This is a genomic window from Streptosporangium sp. NPDC049046 (genome assembly GCF_040649155.1).
GTDB lineage: Bacteria > Actinomycetota > Actinomycetes > Streptosporangiales > Streptosporangiaceae > Streptosporangium.
This window is the reverse complement of the sequence record NZ_JBEZEZ010000004.1, coordinates 337,847-359,442: the sequence shown is the minus strand read 5'-3', so window position 1 is coordinate 359,442 and position 21,596 is coordinate 337,847. Positions and strand designations below refer to the sequence as shown.

The following is a 21,596-nucleotide window of genomic DNA, read 5'->3' as shown; positions in this document are numbered from 1 at the left end:
ACGCCGGAAGATCAGGACAGGTGGCGGGACCACCACTCCAGGACGGCCTCGAAGCGCTGCAGGCGGTGCCTCGGGCGGCCACTGCGCGTGAGCTCGTGGCCCTCGCCGGGAAAGAGCAGGAACTCGGCGGGGACGCCGTTGCGGCGCAGCGCGACGAACATCCGCTGCGCCTGCTCGACCGGGCAGCGCAGATCGTCCTCGGAGTGGACCACGGCGAACGGCAGGGTGATCCGGTCGGCCCGGTAGAGCGGGCTCATCGCGCGCTGCGCCTCAGGGTCGGGTCCGCAGTAGGCGTCGGCGAAGAACCAGCCGATGTCGGAGGAACCGGTGAAGGAGTCCCAGGCGTTGACCGCGCGCTCACTCCAGGCGGCCCTGAACCGGCTCCCGTGGTGGGCGGCGAGATGGCTCGTCATGAAGCCGCCGTAGGAGCCGCCCATCACGCCCACCCGCTCAGCGTCGCACTCGGGAGTGGCCAGCGCCGCGTCCAGCAGGGCGAGCACGTCGTCGGCGTCCACGGTGCCCAGCGCGCCGACCACCGATCGGCCGTGCGCCTGGCCGTACCCGCAGGAGCCGCGCGGATTGGGCAGGACCACCGCGTACCCGGCGCCCGCGTAGATCTGGGTCTCGTCCAGGAACGCCCACCCGTGCTGGTGGAAAGGGCCGCCGTGCACGTTCAGCAGGACCGGGTGCGGCCCGTCGCCCTCGGGCAGGGCGAGCCAGCCGTGCACCGGGTGGCCGTCGGCGGAGACGGCGGTGATCTCACGCAGCGGCCTGATCCCGGTGAGGGCGCCGGAGAAGTCGGTCAGCGCCCCGTCGGGGGTGACCACCTCGCCGGGGCTCGCGGGTGTGGACACCACCGCGACCACCCTCTCCCCGCAGACGGTGAACGCCTTCACGCTCGCCCGCTCACCCAGGACCACGACGAGCTCCTCCAGCGGCGCGTCGAGGGCGCCGGAGGGCACCAGGCGCAGCTCGACCGCGCCGCGCGTCCGCACCGCGACCAGGACGCCGTCCTTTCCGGGTGTGGGAGGCAGCGAGTCGCAGTCCACCGACTCCTCCTCGGTCAGCCGGGTCCCGGCCGCCGCCCCGCCGCTCTCGCCGGCGCCGCCGATCCGCAGCGGCGCGCGGTACAGGCCCGTGTTGCGGGCCACCGCGTCGATGCCCGAGAACGCCGTACCGAGATAGAGCACCTCCCCGCCCGGCAGGGCGACGGGATGCTCGGCGGAGCCGTCGCTGCGCACCGCGAGGATCGGGGCGCCCCCACCGGAGGGGACCGCGTACACATCCGTGTGCAGGCTCTCGCCGTCGAGGTCGCGGGGAGCCGAGACCAGCACGTGCTCGCCGTCCGTGGTCCAGCCGGGGGAATCCACGTCGTAGGGACCCTCGGTCAGCCGTACCGGTCGCGGGACGTCGGCGAGGGCGTTCACCACGAACAGGCTCTGTGGCCGGTCGAAGGTGAAGCCGGCCCCGTCGGTCCGGTAGCGCAGCCCGGTGATTCGGCGAGGTGCCTCGGCCGCGGCGCTCACCCCCTCCTGGGTGCCGTACCGGCCGGGCTCGGCGACCCGGGCGACGAACGCGATCCTGCGGGAGTCCGGCGCCCAGACCGGGACGCCCGCGCCCAGGGGCAGATCGGTGATCGGCCGGGCCTCGCCGCCGCCGGTGGGCATCACGTACAGCTGCGGGCGGCTCCCTTCGGTGGCGTCGGAGCGCAGGAAGGCGACCCAGGCGCCGTCGGGGGAGATGCGCGGCGCGCTGTCGCGCTCGCCGAAGGTGAACCTGACGGGCGGGCCGTCGGCGGGCACCCGCCACAGATTTCCCGGGTAGGCGTCGGCCTCCGGGTCAGGGGTGGCCAGGTCGACAAGGAGGAGATCACCGTGGAGCGTGACACTCCCGGGAACGGTGAGCTGGGCGAGGTCTTCAGGGCGCATAACCAGTAAAGCTATCCAAGGTGTGCTTTGGCGGGCGCGCTCTCGGGCGGCTTTCCGCCCGTGCCGGAGGGTTCCCCGGGGTCCCTCCCCTCCTCAGCGCGGGGACGGCAGGATCATCGTGACGCCGGGAACGGAGCCGATCGAGGCGAGCGCCGCTCCGGCCTCCTCCAGGCCGATGGAGCGGGTGAGGAGGGCGTCCGGGCTCAGGGCGCCGTCGGCGACGGCCTCCAGCATCGCCGGGTAGGCGTGGGCGGCCATGCTGTGGCTGCCGAGGAGTTCGAGCTCGTAGCCGATCACCCGGCCCATCGGGAGCGGGGTGAGTCCCGGCAGCAGGCCGATCTGCACGTGGCGTCCACGGCGGCGCAGGCTCTCGATCGAGGCCACGCACGTCCCGGGACTGCCGAGCGCGTCGATGGAGACGTGGGCGCCGCCCGAGGTCAGCTCCCTGACCCGCGCGGAAACGTCGGCCTCGGGTGCTTCGGCCCCGACGCAGGCGACGGCGCCGAAGCGCCGGGCCAGCTCCAGGGCTCCCGGCGAGACGTCCACGGCGATCACCCGGGCCCCGGCCGCGGCGGCGATCATGACGGCGGAGAGCCCCACGCCGCCGCAGCCGTGCACGACCACCCACTCGTCCGGCCGTACCCGGCCCACGGCGGTCACGGCGCGGTAGGAGGTGGCGAAGCGGCAGCCCAGGCTCGCGGCGGTGGTGAAGGCCATCTCCTCGGGGAGCCGTACGAGGTTCACGTCCGCGTGGTCGACGGCCACGTACTCGGCGAAGGAGCCCCAGCGGGTGAACCCCGGCTGGGTCTGGCGTTCGCAGACCTGCTGGTCACCGGCGAGGCAGGCAGGGCAGGAGCCACAGGCGCAGACGAAGGGGACGGTCACCCGGTCGCCCGGCCGCCACGAGGCGACGCCCGTGCCCACCGCCTCGACGACCCCGGCGAACTCGTGCCCCGGCACGTGGGGGAGGACCCGGATGTCGGGGTCGTGGCCCTGCCAGCCGTGCCAGTCGCTCCGGCAGAGCCCGGTGGCCTCCACGCGGATCACCGCTCCACCGGGCGGAGGTTCGGGGGCGGGCACCTCCCGGACCTCTGGATCGGCCCCGAAGGCGTCGAAAAGCACCGCTCGCACCCGCCCACACTCCTCTGCCCCGGCCCGTGGTCTCCGGCGCTTTCCGCCGGTGGGCCCACCTGACCGGTGAGCCTATTCGGTCGGTGAGCGGGTCCGGTCGGCCGGTCCTGTTCGGCGGTCTGCCGGCTCGGCCTGTCCGGTTCGGTCAGGCCAGCCGGGTGGTGGGGCCGGCCGCTCCGGACGGTCGGCAGGTCCGGTCGGCCGAAGGCCCGGCCAGGTCAGGGGGCGTTTCCGGAAGGCGTTTCCAGGGGTGTGGGACCTCCCGATACGCCGTGTCCGCAGCCGGTCGTGAGGTGTCCTGATTAGAAGGTGCACTCTGGGAGAGAGGGAGGGTCACAAGGGTCAACTGATCGGACGGTGTGATGGGGCAGCAAGTCGACAAGGACCGCTACTCCGAGGCGGAGTTCCTCCGTTTCAGGGGAAAGCTGGCGGAGCAGCTCGACACCCTTCGCGAGGTGCTCGCAAGACCGGGTTTCGGCGCCGGTCCCGCGACCATCGGGGCCGAGCTGGAGATGTTTCTCATAACGCCCGAGGGGAGGCCGCTTCCCCGTAACCACGAGGTGCGGGTCGCCGCGGACGACGACCGGCTCACGCTGGAGCTGGGCAGGTTCAACCTGGAGGCCAACCTGACTCCGCTGCCGATCGCCGGGCGGCCGTTCACCGCCCTGGTGAGCGAGATGCGGGAGATCATGACCGTGGTGGACGCGGCGGCCGCAGCGCAGGGCGGGCAGGCCGTGGTGATCGGGATCCTGCCCTCGTTGAGCGAGTTCGACTTCACCCACGAGGCGCTGAGCGGCGATGGCCGCTACCGGGCGCTGGCCAGGGGCATGCGGCGGCTGCGCACGGAGCCGTTCCGGGTGCGCATCGAGGGCGTCGAACTGCTGGAACTGGAGGTCGAGGGGGTGATCCTGGAGAGTGCCAACACCTCCTGGCAGGTTCATCTCCGCACGCCCCCCGCCGACTTCTCCCGCGTCTACAACGCCGCCCAGCTGGCCATCGGCCCGGTCCTCGCGGTCAGCGGGAACTCGCCCTCCTTCCTGGGCAGGAGGTTGTGGGAGGAGACGAGGATCGCGCTGTTCGAGGAGGCCGCCGACGACCGGGACGTGGAGCGGCTCGACCGCAGGGACCGGCGGGTGGGGTTCGGTTCCGGCTGGGTGCGAAGCGTCGAGGAGATGTTCGAGACGTGCGTCCGCGACTACGAGCCGGTGCTGCCGATGACCTTCGCGCCGGAGGAGGTGCCCGTCGGCGGCGTCCCCGGACTGGCCGAGCTCCGGCTCCACCAGGGCACCGTGTGGCAGTGGAACCGGCCGGTCTACGACCCCGGTGACGGCGGCCACCTGCGGGTGGAGATGCGTGCCCTGCCCGCCGGGCCGAGCGCACCCGACATGGCGGCGAACAGTGCCTTCCTGCTCGGGCTCACCGCCGCCCTGGCGGTCCAGCCGGTGGAGGACTTCCCCTTCGCCGGGGCCTACCGCAACTTCTACCGCGCCGCGATCCACGGTCTGGACGCGCCGCTGAGCTGGCCGGGCCTGGACGAGGAGATCCCCGCCGAACGGCTCGCCCTTGAGCTGCTGCCGGTCGCCGAGGCCGGGCTCGACAGGATGGGGGTGGACCCGGACGAGGCCCGGTGGGCGCTGGACATCGTGCGGGAACGCGTCGCCCGCCGCCGTACCGGTGCGATCTGGCAGCGGGAGGCGCTGGTTCGCGAGGGCGGCGACCAGGCCGCGGCGGCGCGCGTGGTGAGCCGGTACCGGGAGCTGTCGCTGGCCGGGGAACCCGTCCACACCTGGCCTTTCTAACTGCAAAGGGATTTGAGTACCGGCATACTCATGAACTCCGCATCTTGATCCGCCGATCCTGGCGGAACCGGACAGGAAGAGACCCCCTCATGAGTCAGATGAAGGTCGTATCGGCCGAACCGTTCGGGCTGAAGCGGGACGGAGGCGGCCTCACGGCCGGAATCAAGATTCTGGAGAAGGACCTCAAGCGGGCATCACTCGACACCGTCCTGGCCAAGGCCAACCGGGTCACGGTCAGGAAGGGGTCGGCCGGAACCGGGGCGTTCGGCACGATGAACCCGAAACCGGTTGACTGGTACACCTTCGACGCCGGGGACAACGCCACCAAGGAGTGGTATCCCCAGGGCCTGACCTGCGCCTCCGACGCCGGGATCGCCGGGAGCGCGTTCGTGGTGAGCTGGTACCACACGCCGTCGTCGGGGGCGGAGCGGGGCGTACGCCTGACCTTCGTGAATCCCGCGACGCTCCGCTACCGGCACGTCCTGCTGGTGCGGGCCGGCGCCGACGGAGGCATCACACCGATCAACATTCACGCCGGTGGCGTCGCCTGGTACGGCAACCTGCTGTATGTCGCCGACACCACCCGGGGCCTGCGGGTCTTCGACACCCGGCAGATCTTCGAGATCAACGGGAGCGGTACGGAGACCATCGGAAGGAAGGCCGGCGTGTACGACGCGTTCGGCTACCGGTACGTGATGCCGCAGACCGACGCCTGGACCACCACCAGCGGCAGCGTCCGCTTCTCCTTCGCCGCCGTCGACCGCAGCACCGATCCCGATGTGCTGATCTCCGGCGAGTACGTCGACACCGCGGGCACGGTCGGACGGGTCGCCCGCTGGCCGCTGACCGCGGAGGGGACGTTGAACGCCCCGGCGGGGGGCGTCGTCCAGGCGGTGGACGCCTACGCGCTGCCGGGGGACAAGATCCAGGGCGCGCTCTCCTACGAGGGCGTCTGGTATCTCAGCCAGGCGGCGGGCTCCACCAGGAACGGCACCCTGATCGTGGTCGGCGACACGGTGCGTAAGCGGCCCTATCCGGTGGGGCCGGAGGATCTGACCTGTGTCCGGGGCAAGAGGACGCTGTGGAGCGTGAGCGAGTTCGTGGGCCGTCGCGTGGTGTACGGCGTGCCGCTCTGAGGAGCCACTTCGATGACCGGTGCGCCCGGGGACGGCGGCGAGCACCGGCGCCACCGCGAGTCGCCCGCGCTGCTGGTCGCTTCGACGGCACCGGCGTGCCCGGGTTGCCGTGAGGGCGCGGTGCTCGACGTTCCCGAGGCCGCTGGAGGCGGTCGTACGGTGTGCCGCTCCGAGACCGTGGGCCCTTTCAGTGGGGGGAGCCGCCGAGCAGGCGGAGATCGCCGCCCAGGGAGACGGAGACGGCGGTGGTCGCGATCGCGGTGAGCGCCTGGGCGACCAGTGCGACGGGCATGGAGGGCATGGCCTCGCCCAGGACCTGTTCCGGGCTGAACGGCACGTGCACGAAGCCTCCGCGAACCGCCGGTCGCTCGGTGGTGATCATGTGCATGAGGCCGTAGAAGAGATGGTTGCACAGGCACGTCCCGGCGCTCTGTGAGACGCTCGCCGGGACTCCGACGGCCCGCGCCGCGGCCACGCACGCCTTCACCGGCAGGGTGGAGAAGTAGGCGGCGGGGCCACCGGGCACCACCGGCTCGTCGATCGGCCGGTGCCCCGTGCCGTCGGGGACGCAGGCGTCGTCGAGGTTGACGGCCACCCGCTCCACCGTCACGTCGGGTCGCCCTCCGGCCTGCCCGACGCACACGACCACCGCTGGATCGTGCTCCACCATCGCCGCGTGCAGGTGTTTCAGCGACCCGCCGAACGCGCAGGGGAGCAGCGCGGTCCGCACTCCGGGGACGAGCCCGATCGCCTCCCACGACGGGTTCGCGGCGCCGTCGAGCGGCTCCAGCCCGGCGAGCAGGACGCCCTTCATCGGTGCTCCGAGACTGCGGGGTCCGAGAACACGGGGTCCGACGTCGTGAGATCCGAGTCTGCGAGATCTGAGGCCGTGGAGTTCGAGGCCGTGGGGTCCGAGGTGGGGGAGCCCGTGGACGGAGAGGCTGTGGGAGGGGAACTCGCGGGTCCGGAGTTCGAGGGTTTCGAGGGCAGGGCGCAGGCGGGGGTGCCGCCCGGCAGGCGGTGACGGTTGGCGGCGACGAGCCGGTAGACCCCCCGGGCCACCCACCGGAACGGCGGGATCCGCAGCACGAACCCCAGCGGGCTCCACGGGAGACCGGCGGCGATCAGCAGCCTGGCCACCGCCTGCGCTTCGCCGTACACCCGGCCGTCCTCGACCCAGAGCACCTCGCGCTCGGCCCGCTCGCGCGTGACACCCAGCGCCCGGAGATCCGCGAACTGCCAGGGGACGACCCGGGCGCGCACCCCTATGCGGCGCTCGGCGAACCGGACGCTCGTCGTGCAGAAACCGCAGTCGCCGTCGAAGACCAGTACAGGTTCTTCCGTCATGCACCTGACATTACCCAGGAGGACCCGATCAAGGCCCGGCGACCAGGGTGACCGCGACCGGACGGTGGTCGGAGTGCGGCACATCGGGGTTGGCCTGGTCTTTTCCGGTGAACCCCGGGGTGACGAGCACGTGGTCGATCTGCTGCGCGGGCCCGCTCCGGGACGGGATGGTGTTGAACGGCCTGACCGGGGCGAAGGGGTCGGTGAGGCCGGCGTCGGTCAGCACCCGCCAGGCCGGATCGCCGGGCTGGAGGTTGAGGTCACCGGCCACGATCACCGGGGTGTCACCCCTCGCGGTGTTCCTGACGATCTCCCCGAGCTGCTCGACCTGGTCGAGTTCGCGCCAGCCCGGCGGAGGCTGCAAATGGGTGCCGATCACGGTGACGTCCTCGCCCTGCCACCGCAGTCCGACCTCCAGCGCCTGCGCGCCGGTCGGGCCGCCCTGGACGAGCACGTGGTTCTTGATCGAGGTGATCGGCAGCGTGGTGAGCAGGGCGTCGCCCCACACCTCGTCGGTCGCCGGGGCCCAGATGTAGTGCATGTCCAGCCGTTCGGCGATCAGCCGTACCCCGTCGTGGCCGCCGTTGAGCAGCCAGCCCCGGTCGGCCTCGCTCAGCACCACCACGTGCGGTCTCAGCTCCCTGAGCGCGTCGGCCTGCTGTTCCAGCGAGAGCCTGCCGGACTCGCCGTAGCCCATCCTGATGTTGTACGCCGCGATCCGCAGTCCGTCCTCGGGGCCCTTCCAGCCGGGGTGGGCACCCTGCCACAGGGGAACGGCCGCCACCAGCGCGACCGCGGCGACGGAGGCCGCCGCGAACCGCCGGTCGTAGGAGCGGCGCGGCAGGCCCGCGCTTCCCGTCACGCCGCCGAGCGCGACGACGAGCGCCGCGCAGATCGGCACCCACGCGTTGGGCAGGTAGAGGTCGTAGGCGGCGTAGTAGCCGAAGACGAACACGACGAACAGCAGCATGCCCCCGGCCGTCGCCAGGCCCCGCCGGGCCGGCCGATCCCGGCCGAAGGTCGTCGCGGCGTGCGCGAGGCAGGCCCCCAGCGCGACCTGCCCGACGATCTGCGCGACGATCGTCCAGCCGGGCGCCACCCCGTGAACGCCGTCCACGGTGGCCCTGCCGAATGTGAACGCCACCGCCGAGGCCACCAGGGCGACCGCGGGCAGCAGCGGGCGGCGCAGCACCGGCAGCGCGGCGGGCGCCGCCGACACCACCGCGAACGCCGCCACGATCACGGCCGCGGCCTGCTGCGCGGAGACGGTCGCCGCCTGGGCGTGCGCGGTGTTGCCGGTGTAGAGGCCCCAGAGCAGCAGGGCGGGGCCGAGCGTCAGCCAGGCGCGGGGAGCCCCGGAGTACTCCTCGTCCGGGGGTTCGGCCCGGACCGTGAACGCGCAGAAGAGCAGGAGCTCCACCACCAGCAGCAGCCACGGGACCGCTCCAGGCCGCCACATCAGGTCGATGCCGTCGAGCGCCGCGTGGATCACCGTGGAGGCGGCCAGGCCGGTGATCACCCCACCCATCACGGGCCGGGCGTCGATGCCGCTCATCGCTATCGCCACCAGCCAGACCAGCCCGGCGAGCAGGCCGAGACCGGCCACGTACAGTTGCGGCCCCCCGCCGTCGGTGAGCTGGAGTGCGAGCCGGGACAGGAGCAGCAGGCCCGCGGCGCCGAGGGCGATCAGCGGAGGGCGGACGAATCTGGCGAGCGGTACGGTCAGGAAGGCCAGGACGAACCAGGAGACGGCGAACAGGCCTATCATCTCCGCCGGGGTGCTTCCCGCCCGGCCGAAGAGTGTGATCAGCGATGGCAGGAAGACCCGGAGCACGTCGACGAGCACGACCACGCCGAGGGTCACGTCCAGGCGGATCCGCATGCTACCTCCCAAGAACGCGAGCTATCCTCGCCTTCTTCGCCGCCCATGACAAGGGCGAGACCTGCCCGAAGCGTCGCCCCCGTGGGGGAGACGACCTCGCCGGAGCCGGAGCCCTTCAGCGAGCCGGGGGCTCCTGTGACGATTCTCCGGGCGAATCCGGGTCCGCGGCAGGAGAGGAGGAGGGGTCGAGGTGGCGGAACGCCTCGTGCGCGGAGCGGACACTGTCGCGCAACGCCTGTTCCAGCTGATCGGCGTCCTCGGTGAGCCTCCCGATCTCCGGTACGGCGAAGGCGTCGGCGCCGGACTCCGCGAGCAGTTCCTCGTAACGGGGGAGCCGCGCGCGAAGCGCCTCGATCTGGTCATGGGCGCGCAGCGCCCGCTCGGCGTCGGCCACGTGGCTGGCGTAGCGTTCCAGGGCCTCGACCCGCGCGAGTACGGCGGCCTCGCTCGCGGCCAGCGCCCGCTCCAGCGGCGCCATGGCGGCGGCCACCTCCGGAGTGCTCCCGCCGTACACGAACTCCTGGTGCTCGTTGCGCAGTGAGGAGAGCTTGTTCAGCAGCCGGGCGATCTCCCACTCCTGGGTGGGGAGCATCACCGAGTTGCGCACGCTGTCGAGCATGCCCGCCGCGTTGACGCGCGAGCGCAGGATGTAGTCGATCGCCTGCTGGGTCCGGTCGAGCAACTGTCCGGCGGCGTAGTCGAAGTCCTCGGCCGGGAGCAGGTAGCGGCCCTCGTACCAGCGGGCCTCGCGGTAGAGCTCCTGCTCGACCGTCTCGGGCTCCGCGGGCTCGCGGGCGGCCAGCAGGCCGACGAAGACCACGAAGACGAGCAGCGAGAGCATGAAGAACAGCAGCTGCCCGACGTCGGCGAGGAACATCAGGCACACCAGGAAGAGCGCCGCCACCCCTCCGCCGGCGTTCAGGAAGCGTCCGGTCAGGCGGGAGTTGGGCGGCGAGGGCTCGGGGGTCCAACCGGCGCGGATGCGCGACAACATCGACGCGTGCCGGCGGAACAGGTCGGCGGTCCGGGGGGGAACTTCAGGATCGACCACCACTGACCGCACAGGCTCGTCCCTCCGTTCGATCACATTTCACGTCAGCCGAGATGGCGGAAAGCCTCGTGTGCCGAGCGTACGCTCTCGCGGAGTGCTCGCTGAAGCATGTCGGCGTCACCGCTGAGATGCCTGATCTCCGGCCCGGAGAATCTGGCCGCGCCCGTCTCGGCGACGAGCTGCTCGTACTCGGGCAGATGCGCCCGCAGGACCTCGATCTGTCCCTGGGCGCGCAGCGCCCGCTCGGCGTCGGAGACGTGGCCGGCGTAGCGTTCCAGGGCCTCGACCCGCGCGAGTACGGCGGCCTCGCTCGCGGCCAGCGCCCGCTCCAGCGGCGCCATGGCCGCGAGCACCTCGGGGCTCCTGCCGCCCTTGGCGAGGTGGCGGTGCTTGGCCCGCAGTGAGGAGAGCTTGTTCAGCAGCCGGGCGATCTCCCACTCCTCGGCGGGGAGCATCACCGAGTTGCGCACGCTGTCGAGCATGCCCATCGCGTTGACGCGCGAGCGCAGGATGTGGTCGATCGCCCTCTGGGCCCGGCCGAGCTGGTGTCTGGCGTCGTAGTCGAAGTCCTCCAGGATCAGGAAGCGCCCGTGCCATTGCCGCGAGTGCGCGTACAGGAGCCGCTCGACGGAGTCGACGGGGGAGGGCTTCCTGGCGAGGTAGACCACCCCGAGGATGAAGAGATAAAAGATGATCAGCGGGATGAGCAGGACGACGGCCTGGGGGATCGGAGCGCCGGCGAAGACGAGGCCGCCCCCCACGACAGCGACCGACCCGCCGAAGAAGCCCATGAGGACTCCCGGAACCCTGGGGGCGTCCACGTCCCTGGGCGGGCGTTTGGTACGGAGGCGATAAAGCAACGGGCCGTTCTGGCGGAAGAGGTCGGCGACCTCCCCGGGCACCTCAGGATCGACCACCACGCGCTGCACAGGCGCCCCCTTTGCCGTGTTTCAAAAGCATAGCGATTAACCATGTTTCAGGTCATGCCTCCTTACATGGTGCTCCCTATCATCAAGTATCGCGTGCCGAAAAGAAGATCGGGATGATTGTCCGGAGATCGCCCCAGGTGGGAAGGGGGTCCTCCCGGGCCGACCAGGGGCTGAGGAGGATCCGTCCCGGTAGACGGCCCGGTGGGAGCCTTGAGGTGGTCGCGGCCGTCGAGAGCCGGCGCGGGAGGCGGATCGCCTCGTGTCCTACGGTTCGCTTCGTGCCCGGGATATCCGCAGCTCACGGTCCCGCCCGGACAGATCGCTTCGTGTCCTACGGTTCGGTGAGGACGTAGAGCAGCGCGGCCATGCTGGTGCCGCACGTGACGTCGCCCCTGCCGACCATGTCGCGGACGTCGGCGAGTGGCACCCACTCGACGCGCTCGGCCTCCCACGGGTCGGTCGGCGGGCCGATGCGAACGGCGCCGTCGGCGCGGAAGATGTGGTGGACCGAGTCGGAGAGCCCGTTGCTCGGCTGGACGCGCAGCAGCGGGCGCAGCGGTCCGGGGCGCCATCCGGTCTCCTCCTCGAACTCGCGTGCGGCGGCCGACGTCGGCTCCTCGCCGTCCTCGATCCCGCCGATGGGAATCTCCCAGCCCCACGAATCGGGGATGAAGCGATGCCGCCATATCAGCAGCACCCGCCGCCGATCGTCGGTGACGACGGCCCCGGCCCCCGGTGCGGTACGGATCAGCCGGTAGTCCAGGCGCCTGCCGTCGGGAAGCTCCACGTCCGCGACCCGGACATCGAGCCACCGATCGGTGTAGAGAGGTTCTTCTGAGTGGACCTGCCAGCGCATGCGGTGTGCTCCCAGCCTGTTACCTGATCTCGTCCACGCTACCGAGGGCGCGGCCCCGGACGTTCGGCGTTTCTCCCGGACGCCGTCAGCCGATCCTCTCGCCGTACATGTGGTCGACCGTCATGACCATGAGCACCCGGCGGTCGGAGACCATCACCGCCCGGTACTCGTCCCAGTCCGGGTGCTCTCCGGCGGCGAGGCGGTAATAGCGCACCAGTGCCTCGACCTCGGGACCGTGCGGATCGTTTCCCGGCCCGGTGAGTGTCGCCGTACCCTCGGCGGTGGCCCATGCCAGACCGTCGGGGGCGGTCACCTCCAGTGTGGCGCGTGGGTCTCGCCGCAGGTTCGCCGTCTTGGCGCGTCCCTCGGTCATCGAGACGTAGACGACCTTGGCCTCCGGGTCGTAGAAGGGCATGACGGGGGAGAGCTGGGGGCGGCCGTCGGACTTGATCGTCGCGAGGACACCGAGGCGGCTTTCCGCGAGCAGTGCGCGCGGATCGAATGGTGTGGCGGTCATGCTCAGGGCCAAGGTGCGACCGGACGCCGATTATTCCCCCGCGATGCGGGGCCGAGAGGGCGGGGGCGCTTCGCCGGGGGCGAGGACACGGGGCGCTTCGCCGAGATCGAAGACCCCCCATCAGTACGACACATCTGAACGTTTCATGCGGGCTGGTCGGCGCAGGCGACCGCACGGCAGGCATCGTCCCAGGTAGAGGCGGAAAACGGCTCACCATGCCCGGAACGGCGGTGTGCTATTTGTGAAATAAGTAGGCTTAAAGTCTTGACGGGGATAAGCGCCCGGAACGTAATGGGTAGTGAGGTCCCAGGGGTGATCCTTCCGGTGCCTCCGCGGCTGGATCACATGAGCGGGATGTGGGGATGCTTCGTGCCCTCCACGTCGTGATCGGCCATGTCGACATTCACCACCTCGCCGCACCATGCCTTCTTTCGTGGTGTCACCGGTGAGGCGCACCCTCCTGGGAGAAGCACGTGACCGATCGAACGAGCCCCGCGGCCGAGGCCCGCCTTGGCCCGGCGTGGCCGTCCCCATCGGTGTCGTGATGGCCAGGAGACCGCCTCCGCCGCTCCGCCGATCGCGGTCACCATGCCACGGAACGGCATGATCCGGACGATCCCCGACCTGGATCCGCGCAGTCGGCCGTCGCCGTACGTCTCCTCGTTCGGCGACGGTCTCCACCTCGGGAGGGCGTCACCCACCTGAGGCGGAGGGCGTGACCTGACCCACACCCCCCACCCCCCGAAGGAACAACCGTGCAACCATCTTCGCCTGCTACGGCGCGCAGACCGGTCCTGACCGGTATCGTCGCCGGGTTGCTGGCCGCGGCGTTCACTCTCGTCGCCCCCGTCACCTCCACCCTCGCGGCCACCCCGGCCCTGCACGCGTCATCATCCGGCGTCAACGGAGCGGGTTCGTCGTACCAGGCGCTCGCGCTGAACATCCCGGCATCCGACTACCAGCAGATCTCACTCGCGTCGGGCGGTAACGAGATCGGCGAGGCGATGTCACTGGCCGTGTTGCCGAACCGGTCGGTCCTCCACACGGCCCGCGACGGCACGCTGCGCGTGACCGACGTCAACGGCAACACGAAGGTGTCCGCCAGGCTCAACGTCTACACCCATGACGAGGAGGGCCTGCAGGGGGTCGGAGTCGATCCGAACTTCGCCACGAACCGCTACGTCTGGCTGTACTACTCACCCCGGCTGAGCACGCCGAACGGCGACGCCCCGGCTACCGGCACCCAGGCGCAGTTCGACCAGTGGAAGGGCGAGTTCTACCTGTCCCGTTTCACCCTCAAATCGGATGAAACGCTCGACACGGCCAGCGAGAAGGTGGTCCTGCGGGTCGCCAACGACCGCGGTCAGTGCTGTCACGCGGGCGGTGACATCGACTTCGACGCGCAGGGCAACCTGTACCTGACCACCGGCGACGACACCAACCCCTTCGAGTCGAGCGGCTACTCCCCGCTGGACGAGCGGACCAACCGCAACCCGCAGTACGACGCCCAGCGCTCGGCCGGCAACACCAACGACCTGCGCGGCAAGCTGCTGCGGATCAAGCCGCAGGCGGACGGCACCTACACGATCCCCAGCGGCAACCTGTTCGCGCCGGGGACGTCGGGGACGCGGCCGGAGATCTACGCGATGGGCCTGCGCAACCCGTTCCGGATGAGCGTCGACAAGGCGACCGGCGTCGTCTACCTGGGAGACTACGGGCCGGACGCGGGGTCGACCAACTCCAACCGGGGACCGAGCGGTCAGGTGGAGTTCAACCGCATCACCTCCGCCGGCAACTACGGCTGGCCGTACTGCACGGGCAGCAACACCACCACCGAGACCTACAACGAGTGGAACTTCGCCTCCAACAGCACCGGCCCGAAGTACAACTGCTCGGGAGGCCCGACCAACAACTCCTTCCGCAACACCGGACTGACCACGCTGCCCCCGGCCAAGCCGGCGTGGATCAAGTACGCCGGTGACTCCGGCTCGCCGCCGGAGTTCGGCAGCGGTTCGGAGTCGCCGATGGGCGGTCCGGTCTACCGGTACGACGCGAACCTGAACTCAAGCGTCAAGTTCCCCGCCTCGCTCAACGGACGGTTCTTCGCCGGCGAGTACGGCCGTCGCTGGATCAAGGCCATCGAGGTGAAGAGCGACGGCGGTTACGGCGAGATCTCCTCGTTCCCCTGGTCGGGGACACAGGTGATGGACATGGCCTTCGGTCCCGACGGAGCGCTGTACGTGCTGGACTACGGCACGGGAAACAACAACCAGGCGCTCTACCGGATCGAGTACATCGGCCAGGCGGCCAACCGCAACCCGATCGCGAAGGCCTCGGCCGACAAGACCTCGGGAGCGGCTCCGCTGACGGTGAACTTCTCCTCGTCGGGCAGTTCCGACCCCGAGGGCGGCGCGCTGACGTACTCGTGGAACTTCGGCGACGGCACCACCTCCACCGCCGCCAACCCGACCAAGACCTACACCACCAACGGCTCGTACACCGCCACGCTCACCGTGCGCGACCCGCAGGGGCTGACCGGAGGCGCGAGTGTCAGCGTGACCGTCGGCAACACCGCCCCGTCCGTCACGCTCACGTCGCCGGGCGACGGTCAGCTGTTCTCCTTCGGTGACACGGTGCCTTTCCAGGTCAGCGTGAGCGACCCGGAGGACGGCACGATCGACTGCTCGAAGGTGACGGTCACCTACTCGCTCGGCCACGACAGCCACGCTCACCAGATCACCTCCAGGAACGGCTGCAGCGGCTCCATCGCGGTGCCGGTCGACGGTGAGCACGACTCCGCGGCGAACATCTTCGGTGTCTTCGTGGCCTCCTACACCGACGGGGGCGGCCTGACCGCCACCAGCAGCCGGACGCTGCAGCCACGGTACCGGCAGGCCGAGCACTTCGGCGCCCAGCAGGGCGTGCAGACGGCGGACCACGCCAGCGCCGATGGCGGCAGGACCGCCGGCTTCGTCGACGACGGCGACTGGATCTCCTTCCAGCCGTACAACCTGAGCAACGTCACGAGCTTCACCGCGCGGGTGTCCTCGGCGGGCGCGGGCGGCCGGATCGAGGTACGGGCGGGATCGGCCACGGGCACGCTGCTGGGATCGGTGAACGTCACGAGCACCGGTAGCTGGGAGACCTTCGCCAACGTCTCGGCGAACATCAGCGGCGGGCCGAGCGGCGCCACGACGCTGTACCTCGTCTTCCGCGGCGCGACCGGTCAGGGCTACCTGTTCGACCTGGACTCCTTCACCTTCGGCACCGGCACGACGCCCAACCCGACTCCGACGCCGACGCCTTCCGGGCCTTCCGGTGACACGAGCGCGTTGCGCGGGGTGGCGTCGAACCGGTGCCTGGACGTCAGCGGTGCCTCGCAGACCAACGGTGCGGCGGTGAACATCTGGGACTGCAACGGCCAGGCCAACCAGCGGTGGACCTCGACCAGTGCGGGTGAGCTGCGGGTGTACGGCAACAAGTGCCTGGATGTGAACGGGGCCGGGACCGCGAACGGCACGGTGTTGATCATCTGGGACTGCAACGGTCAGAACAACCAGAAGTGGCGCTTCAACTCGGACGGCACGATCACCGCGATCGGTAGCGGCAAGTGCCTGGACCTGTCCAACTCCGGTACCGCCAACGGCACCAGAGCGCACATCTGGACCTGCCAGGGCAGCACCAGCCAGAGATGGAACCGCGTCTGAGGCGGTCCGCCTCCTACGCGACCCCGACCACTCCACGAGCACCTCATCGATGTGGCGCCCGGCGCGGCCCGGCTCATCGCCGAAAAGGCCCCGCCGGGCGCCACGATGGAAGGACGACCATGCTTCGACATCTGATATCCGCCGCGGGCGGCGACCGGAGGACACCCGTGCTGCGACGCCTCTCGGCCGCCGCGGTGGCGCTCACCGCCGCCGCCGCCACGATGATGGTCCCCGCCGTCCCCGCCCAGGCCGCCGCCTTCAAGGTGCTGGTCTTCTCCAAGACGGCCGGGTTCCGGCACGACGCGATCCCCGTCGGCATCCAGGCCATCCGTGACCTGGGGGCTTCCAACGACTTCACCGTGGACGCGACCGAGGACTCCAACGCCTTCAGCGGGTCCAACCTCGCCCAGTACAAGGCGGTGGTGTTCCTCAACACCACCGGTGACGTGCTGAACGACACCCAGCAGAACGCCTTCCAGTCGTACGTGGACGGCGGCGGCGGGTATGTGGGAGTGCATTCGGCCGCCGACACCGAGTACAACTGGCCGTACTACGGGCAACTGGTGGGTGCCTGGTTCAACAGCCATCCGGCGATCCAGCAGGCGACGGTGCGGAACGAGGACCGGGCGCACGCCGCGACCGCCCATCTGGGGACGACATGGTCCCGGTCCGACGAGTGGTACAGCTATCGGAGCAACCCCCGTCCGAACGTGCGGGTCCTGCAGAACCTGGACGAGAGCAGCTACAGCGGCGGTGGCATGGGCGACCACCCGATCACCTGGTGCCGTCCCCAGGCCTCCGGCCGCTCGTTCTACACCGGGCTGGGCCACACCCAGGCGTCGTACTCGGACTCGAACTTCCGCACGCTGCTGCTGGGCGGAATCCGGTACGCGGCCAAGGCGGTCAACGCCGACTGCCGCCCGGAGACCGGCTACACGGCGTTGTACAACGGGGCGACGACGGGCTGGTCGCAGGCCGGTCCGGGGTCGTTCGCGAACAGCAACGCCACGCTGACCTCCCAGGGTGGCATGGGCATGCTGTGGTACAGCGCCAAGGAGTTCGGTTCCTACTCGCTCAAGCTCGACTGGAGACTGACCGGCGACTCCAACTCGGGGGTGATCGTCGGGTTCCCGGCCACCAGTGACCCGAACGCGGCGCTCAACACCGGACACGAGGTGCAGATCGACGCGACCGACAGCGCCGACAAGACGACGGGGGCGATCTACGGCTTCAAGGCGGCGGACATCGCCGCACGTGACGCGGCGCTGAACCCGCCGGGCCAGTGGAACACCTACGAGTTGCTGGTGGAGGGTGAGCGGCTGCAGGTGTTCCTGAACGGCGCGAAGATCAACGACTTCACCAACACCGACCCGGTCCGCTCGCTCCAGCAGGGCTACATCGGCATCCAGAACCACGGGTCAGGCGACGTGGCGGCGTTCCGCAACATCCGCATCAAGGAACTGACCACCCCGAACCCGACCCCGACCCCGACGCCAACTCCGACGCCCTCGCCGACGCCCACCGCGAGCACGAGCGCGTTGCGCGGGGTGGCGTCGAACCGGTGCCTGGACGTCAGCGGTGCCTCGCAGAGCAACGGTGCGGCGGTGAACATCTGGGACTGCAACGGCCAGGCCAACCAGCGGTGGACCTCGACCAGTGCGGGTGAGCTGCGGGTGTACGGCAACAAGTGCCTGGATGTGAACGGGGCCGGGACCGCGAACGGCACGGTGTTGATCATCTGGGACTGCAACGGTCAGAACAACCAGAAGTGGCGCTTCAACTCGGACGGCACGATCACCGCGATCGGCAGCGGCAAGTGCCTGGACCTGTCCAACTCCGGCACGGCCAACGGCACCAGAGCGCACATCTGGACCTGCCAGGGCAGCACCAGCCAGAGATGGAACCGCGTGTGACCGTGATGTGACGTGACTCCGGAGCCGGTCCGCCCTCGGCGGGCCGGCTCCAGGGGGCGTCCCCGCCGGACGGGGGCGGCCGGATTCCGGCGGGCTATACGAAGCAGAAAGCCGCCAACGCCCCTGAGCGGGGATTTTGGCGGCCATTCGACGTGATCGACCCATGGATTCCATGGGGGTGGTGGACGATACAGGGATTGAACCTGTGACCTCTTCCGTGTCAGGGAAGCGCTCTCCCGCTGAGCTAATCGTCCTCGGGTGAATCAGAGCGGAAGACGGGATTCGAACCCGCGACCCTCACCTTGGCAAGGTGATGCTCTACCACTGAGCCACTTCCGCGTATTCGCTTCGGGTTTCCCCTCGGCGCCCGCACCACTTTACCGGATCCCGGAGGGTCCGATGGTCGTGCGTTGAGGTGGAGACGGGATTTGAACCCGTGTAGACGGCTTTGCAGGCCGTTGCCTCGCCTCTCGGCCACTCCACCGGTCAGGCCCCTGGAGGCCCGCCGGAGCGGAAGACGGGATTCGAACCCGCGACCCTCACCTTGGCAAGGTGATGCTCTACCACTGAGCCACTTCCGCGTGATCCCCGGTAAACGGCTCCGGGGCACGTGAAAACTCTAGCGCCTCCGCAGGGCGGATGTGCGCAACGAGCCGGATCATCGGAGAGCCTCATCCGGTGACCGGTCGGACGTCGGAGGCCCGGACGAACATGATCCGGTGCCCGAACTGGATCTGCCGGTAGCGGGCGTCGCCCGTGACGACGCGGTGTTTCGACGGGTCGAAGGAGGCCGCCCTGAGGTACGAGCCCCGTGTCGCCGGGCCGGAGCTGTAGGCCTGCCCGGCCGGTATCGAGTACTGCAGCGGGGTCAGGTCCTGTGTGGGAACGCCCCTCGGGTAGGCGGGTTTCATCGGATAGGCCCTGCCGTACACCTTGACCGGGGAACGGCCCGGCCTGGGCGTCACCAGGGGGCCGGACGCGCGCACGGAGGTGGGGGCCGTGGCCGGGTCGTGGAACCACGCCTTCTGGCCGAGGTACCAGATCGCGGTCCAGTCGCCTCTGCGCTCGGCGAGTGCGTACCGCTGGCCGGTGGAGGCGCGGGCGGCGTGGTCGTAGACGCTGTACGTGGAGTCGCCGGTGGGGTGCTTGCCGATGTCCCTCACCAGCGGCGCGGTGGCGGAGGGGCGCGTGCGCAGCCAGACCGAGGCGGCGCCCAGGTCACGGCACCCCCCGCCGCAGCCGGTGAACCCCGGTCTGTTGGTGCCGTAGTCGGGCCTGATCAGCACCGAGCGCGCGGCGTCGCCCCCCGAGGCGCGCAGCGGCCTGCCGAGCAACTCGAAGTAGTGGGCCCAGTCCCAGTAGGGGCCGGGGTCCTCGTGCATGCCTGCCACGGTCTCCGGGGTGGTGCCCGGCACGTTGTCGTGTCCCAGGATGTGGGCCCGGTCGAGGGGGATGTCGTACTTGGCCGCGAGGTGGCGGACCAGCCTGGCCGAGGCGAGGTACATCGCCTCGGTGTACCAGGCGCCGCCCTTGGCCAGGTAGCCCTCGTGCTCCAGGCCGATGGAACGGGAGTTGACGTACCAGTTTCCGGCGTGCCAGCCGATGTCCCTGGCCCGCAGGTGCTGGGCGATGTGGCCGTCGGCGGAGCGGATGGTGAAGTGCCAGCTCAGGTAGGTGGGGTCTTTGGCCAGGCGGGTCATCGCGTCGTAGCTCGTCTCCCCGTCGTGGATCACGATGTAGTCGATCTCCCGAGGGCCGTCGGAGCGGTCGTGATTGCCGTACCCGCCGCCGGGGAGCCGTTCGTAGGCGGCGGGGAGCCACTCGCAGGAGACGCTCTTCGGGCAGTCGGGCCCCGGAGCGGGCATCATGGCGATCTTCTTGGTGGCGGGGACGGGCGTCGGGGTGGGGGTGGGTGACGCGGAGGGCGGCTCGGCGGGTGGTTCGGTGGGTGGCTCGGAGGGCGAGGCGCGCCGTTCCAGGGGGAGCGGTGCTCGTGGCTCGGACGGTCCCGAGGGCTTCGCCGGGGCGGGCCGCGCGAAGGCCGCGAGGAACGCGGGAGACGCGGGAGACGCGGGAGACACGGGAGACGCGGGAGACGCGGGAGACGCGGAAGGCGGCGTGGAGGGCGCGGGAGGCGCAAAAGGTGCAGAAGGCGCAGAGGGCGAGAGGGGCGTGGGCAGGTCGGGTGTGGCGGGGAGGACCACCCGCTCGCCGTCGTCGGTCACCCGGGCGGCACCGGCCCTGATCGTCGCGTAGACCTCGTCGGCGAAGGAGAACGCGGCATCCTCGTCCGCCGCGCCCCTCTCCCGGGTGCCGGGGTATCGGGCGACGGCCTCGTACCAGCCGGCCGGGTCGTCGCGAGGGCTCCCGCCGGCACGGCGCCGGTAGTCGGCGAGCAGCGCGGCGCCGCCCATGATGTTGGCGGAGGCGTCCTCGCGCAGCCGGTCGGGGGACAGGCCGGTCAGCTCGGCGGCCCGCCGCAGGGTGTCTCGCGGCCGGTCCTTCGCGACGGAAGGAACGGCGATCAGGCGAGGCCGGGTCTCGTCGCCGCGCGGGTCCTCCCCGGTGCCGTGGGGCCGTCCGGCTGCGGCCCGGCCGTCGACCAGGTGCATCGGGCCGTATCCCGCGGAGACGCTGGGCCGCCCGTCGTGGCCCTCCCAGCGGGATTCCAGGTAGGAGACCGCGAGCAGCACGCTCTGTGGCACCCCGTACGTCCGTGCGGCCCTGGTGAAGGCGGCCTGCCTGCCGGACCGCGCGCTCGTTCCCGCCGTCGCCGTGCCGGACGGTGTGGAGGTCCCGGAGAGGGGTGAGGGCGTCCGGGGGTGCGCCGGCCGATCCCCGGGACGTGCCGCCTGCGCGGGGGCGACCGAGGCGAGGACGGCGAGAGCGGTGACGACGGTGATCCCTGGCAGGCGGCGCATGGCGGTTCCTCCCCCTCTGGCGACTACCTAGAGTTATCAGAGATTACCGACTGTCGTGCATTGTGGTGAGGTTGTGATGTTGAGGAGATTCTCTGCCCGAAATCGGGCAGGAAACTTGGTGTGTTCCCTCCGGGATGCGTATGGTCCTGATCTGTGTCCACGGCACGGAATCCGCATGAGGATCTGATCACCCACCTGATCCGGACGAGCGCGCTCGGTCCCGGCGAGGCGGCGCGGGTCGTCGCGGATGTGCTGGCCTACTTCTCCGAGCCCGTCGACGAGTTCGTCCGGCGGCGCCACACGGAGCTCAGGGCCAGGGGATTGGTCAACGACGAGATCTTCCCCAGGGTCGCCGCCGAGCTGGCGGTACGCCGTGTCGCGGCACCCGAACTCTCCCTGAGACAGCTTCGCCGGATCGTCTACGGGTAACAGGCGACGGTACCTCGATCGTTTAGCGATGTTCATGGATAAGGAGCGGT

The 21,596-nt window shown here is 70.5% G+C and carries 15 protein-coding genes and 4 tRNA genes; 5 read left to right on the top strand and 14 right to left on the bottom strand.

Annotation, left to right across the window (positions count from 1 at the left end; genetic code table 11):
- Positions 1-11 precede the first annotated feature (11 nt).
- Positions 12-1,928 (bottom strand): S9 family peptidase, encoded by a 1,917-nt coding sequence (locus AB0B96_RS07990; RefSeq protein ID WP_362897137.1) that lies wholly within the window; start codon positions 1,926-1,928, stop codon positions 12-14.
- Between the two features lie 93 nt (positions 1,929-2,021).
- Positions 2,022-3,059, bottom strand: coding sequence for an alcohol dehydrogenase catalytic domain-containing protein (locus AB0B96_RS07985; protein WP_362897136.1), 1,038 nt, complete (start codon positions 3,057-3,059; stop codon positions 2,022-2,024).
- A gap of 362 nt (positions 3,060-3,421) precedes the next feature.
- Here AB0B96_RS07985 and AB0B96_RS07980 point away from each other — a divergent pair, with 362 nt between their 5' ends.
- Both AB0B96_RS07980 and AB0B96_RS07975 read left to right on the top strand, forming a co-directional pair.
- On the top strand, positions 3,422-4,858 hold the full coding sequence (locus tag AB0B96_RS07980) for a glutamate--cysteine ligase (RefSeq protein ID WP_362897134.1): 1,437 nt from the start codon (positions 3,422-3,424) through the stop codon (positions 4,856-4,858).
- An 89-nt stretch (positions 4,859-4,947) separates the two neighbouring features.
- A complete protein-coding gene (locus tag AB0B96_RS07975) occupies positions 4,948-5,994 on the top strand; it encodes a hypothetical protein (protein ID WP_362897133.1) in 1,047 nt (348 codons plus the stop codon).
- A gap of 187 nt (positions 5,995-6,181) precedes the next feature.
- Here the strand turns inward: AB0B96_RS07975 and pcp are convergent, their stop codons facing one another.
- The 7 genes from pcp to AB0B96_RS07940 all read right to left on the bottom strand — a co-directional run bounded on the left by pcp (position 6,182) and on the right by AB0B96_RS07940 (position 12,576).
- Positions 6,182-6,808: a pyroglutamyl-peptidase I gene (gene pcp / locus AB0B96_RS07970; protein ID WP_362897132.1), complete on the bottom strand. Its 627-nt coding sequence runs from the start codon at positions 6,806-6,808 to the stop codon at positions 6,182-6,184.
- Entirely contained in the window at positions 6,805-7,341 is a 537-nt protein-coding gene (locus AB0B96_RS07965; protein WP_362897131.1) for a DUF393 domain-containing protein, read from the bottom strand. Before AB0B96_RS07965 ends, pcp begins: the two co-directional genes overlap by 4 nt.
- Positions 7,342-7,369: 28 nt before the next feature.
- Positions 7,370-9,223, bottom strand: coding sequence for an endonuclease/exonuclease/phosphatase family protein (locus tag AB0B96_RS07960; RefSeq protein ID WP_362897130.1), 1,854 nt, complete (start codon positions 9,221-9,223; stop codon positions 7,370-7,372).
- Positions 9,224-9,338: 115 nt separating this feature from the next.
- Positions 9,339-10,286, bottom strand: coding sequence for a hypothetical protein (locus AB0B96_RS07955; protein WP_362897129.1), 948 nt, complete (start codon positions 10,284-10,286; stop codon positions 9,339-9,341).
- Between the two features lie 32 nt (positions 10,287-10,318).
- Positions 10,319-11,203 (bottom strand): hypothetical protein, encoded by an 885-nt coding sequence (locus AB0B96_RS07950; protein ID WP_362897128.1) that lies wholly within the window; start codon positions 11,201-11,203, stop codon positions 10,319-10,321.
- A gap of 331 nt (positions 11,204-11,534) precedes the next feature.
- Positions 11,535-12,059: an NUDIX hydrolase gene (locus tag AB0B96_RS07945; protein ID WP_362897127.1), complete on the bottom strand. Its 525-nt coding sequence runs from the start codon at positions 12,057-12,059 to the stop codon at positions 11,535-11,537.
- Between the two features lie 85 nt (positions 12,060-12,144).
- Positions 12,145-12,576 (bottom strand): PPOX class F420-dependent oxidoreductase, encoded by a 432-nt coding sequence (locus tag AB0B96_RS07940; RefSeq protein WP_362897126.1) that lies wholly within the window; start codon positions 12,574-12,576, stop codon positions 12,145-12,147.
- Positions 12,577-13,331: 755 nt separating this feature from the next.
- Here AB0B96_RS07940 and AB0B96_RS07935 point away from each other — a divergent pair.
- On the top strand, positions 13,332-16,283 hold the full coding sequence (locus AB0B96_RS07935; protein WP_362897125.1) for a lectin: 2,952 nt from the start codon (positions 13,332-13,334) through the stop codon (positions 16,281-16,283).
- 119 nt (positions 16,284-16,402) lie between these two features.
- Complete coding sequence (locus tag AB0B96_RS07930) at positions 16,403-18,196, top strand: lectin (RefSeq protein ID WP_362897124.1); 1,794 nt, start codon at positions 16,403-16,405, stop codon at positions 18,194-18,196.
- A gap of 179 nt (positions 18,197-18,375) precedes the next feature.
- Here the strand turns inward: AB0B96_RS07930 and AB0B96_RS07925 are convergent.
- The 5 genes from AB0B96_RS07925 to AB0B96_RS07905 all read right to left on the bottom strand — a co-directional run bounded on the left by AB0B96_RS07925 (position 18,376) and on the right by AB0B96_RS07905 (position 21,117).
- Positions 18,376-18,450, bottom strand: a tRNA-Val gene (locus AB0B96_RS07925).
- Positions 18,451-18,463: 13 nt separating this feature from the next.
- Positions 18,464-18,535 (bottom strand) — tRNA-Gly (locus tag AB0B96_RS07920).
- A 74-nt stretch (positions 18,536-18,609) separates the two neighbouring features.
- Positions 18,610-18,680, bottom strand: a tRNA-Cys gene (locus AB0B96_RS07915).
- Between the two features lie 25 nt (positions 18,681-18,705).
- Positions 18,706-18,777: transfer RNA gene (locus tag AB0B96_RS07910), tRNA-Gly, on the bottom strand.
- 90 nt (positions 18,778-18,867) lie between these two features.
- Positions 18,868-21,117, bottom strand: a complete 2,250-nt coding sequence (locus AB0B96_RS07905) for a peptidoglycan recognition family protein (RefSeq protein WP_362897123.1) — start codon at positions 21,115-21,117, stop codon at positions 18,868-18,870.
- Between the two features lie 153 nt (positions 21,118-21,270).
- Here AB0B96_RS07905 and AB0B96_RS07900 point away from each other — a divergent pair, with 153 nt between their 5' ends.
- The gene (locus AB0B96_RS07900; protein ID WP_350943877.1) at positions 21,271-21,546 is read left to right on the top strand and encodes a hypothetical protein; all 276 of its coding nucleotides are present in this window, start codon (positions 21,271-21,273) and stop codon (positions 21,544-21,546) included.
- Positions 21,547-21,596: the final 50 nt, after the last annotated feature.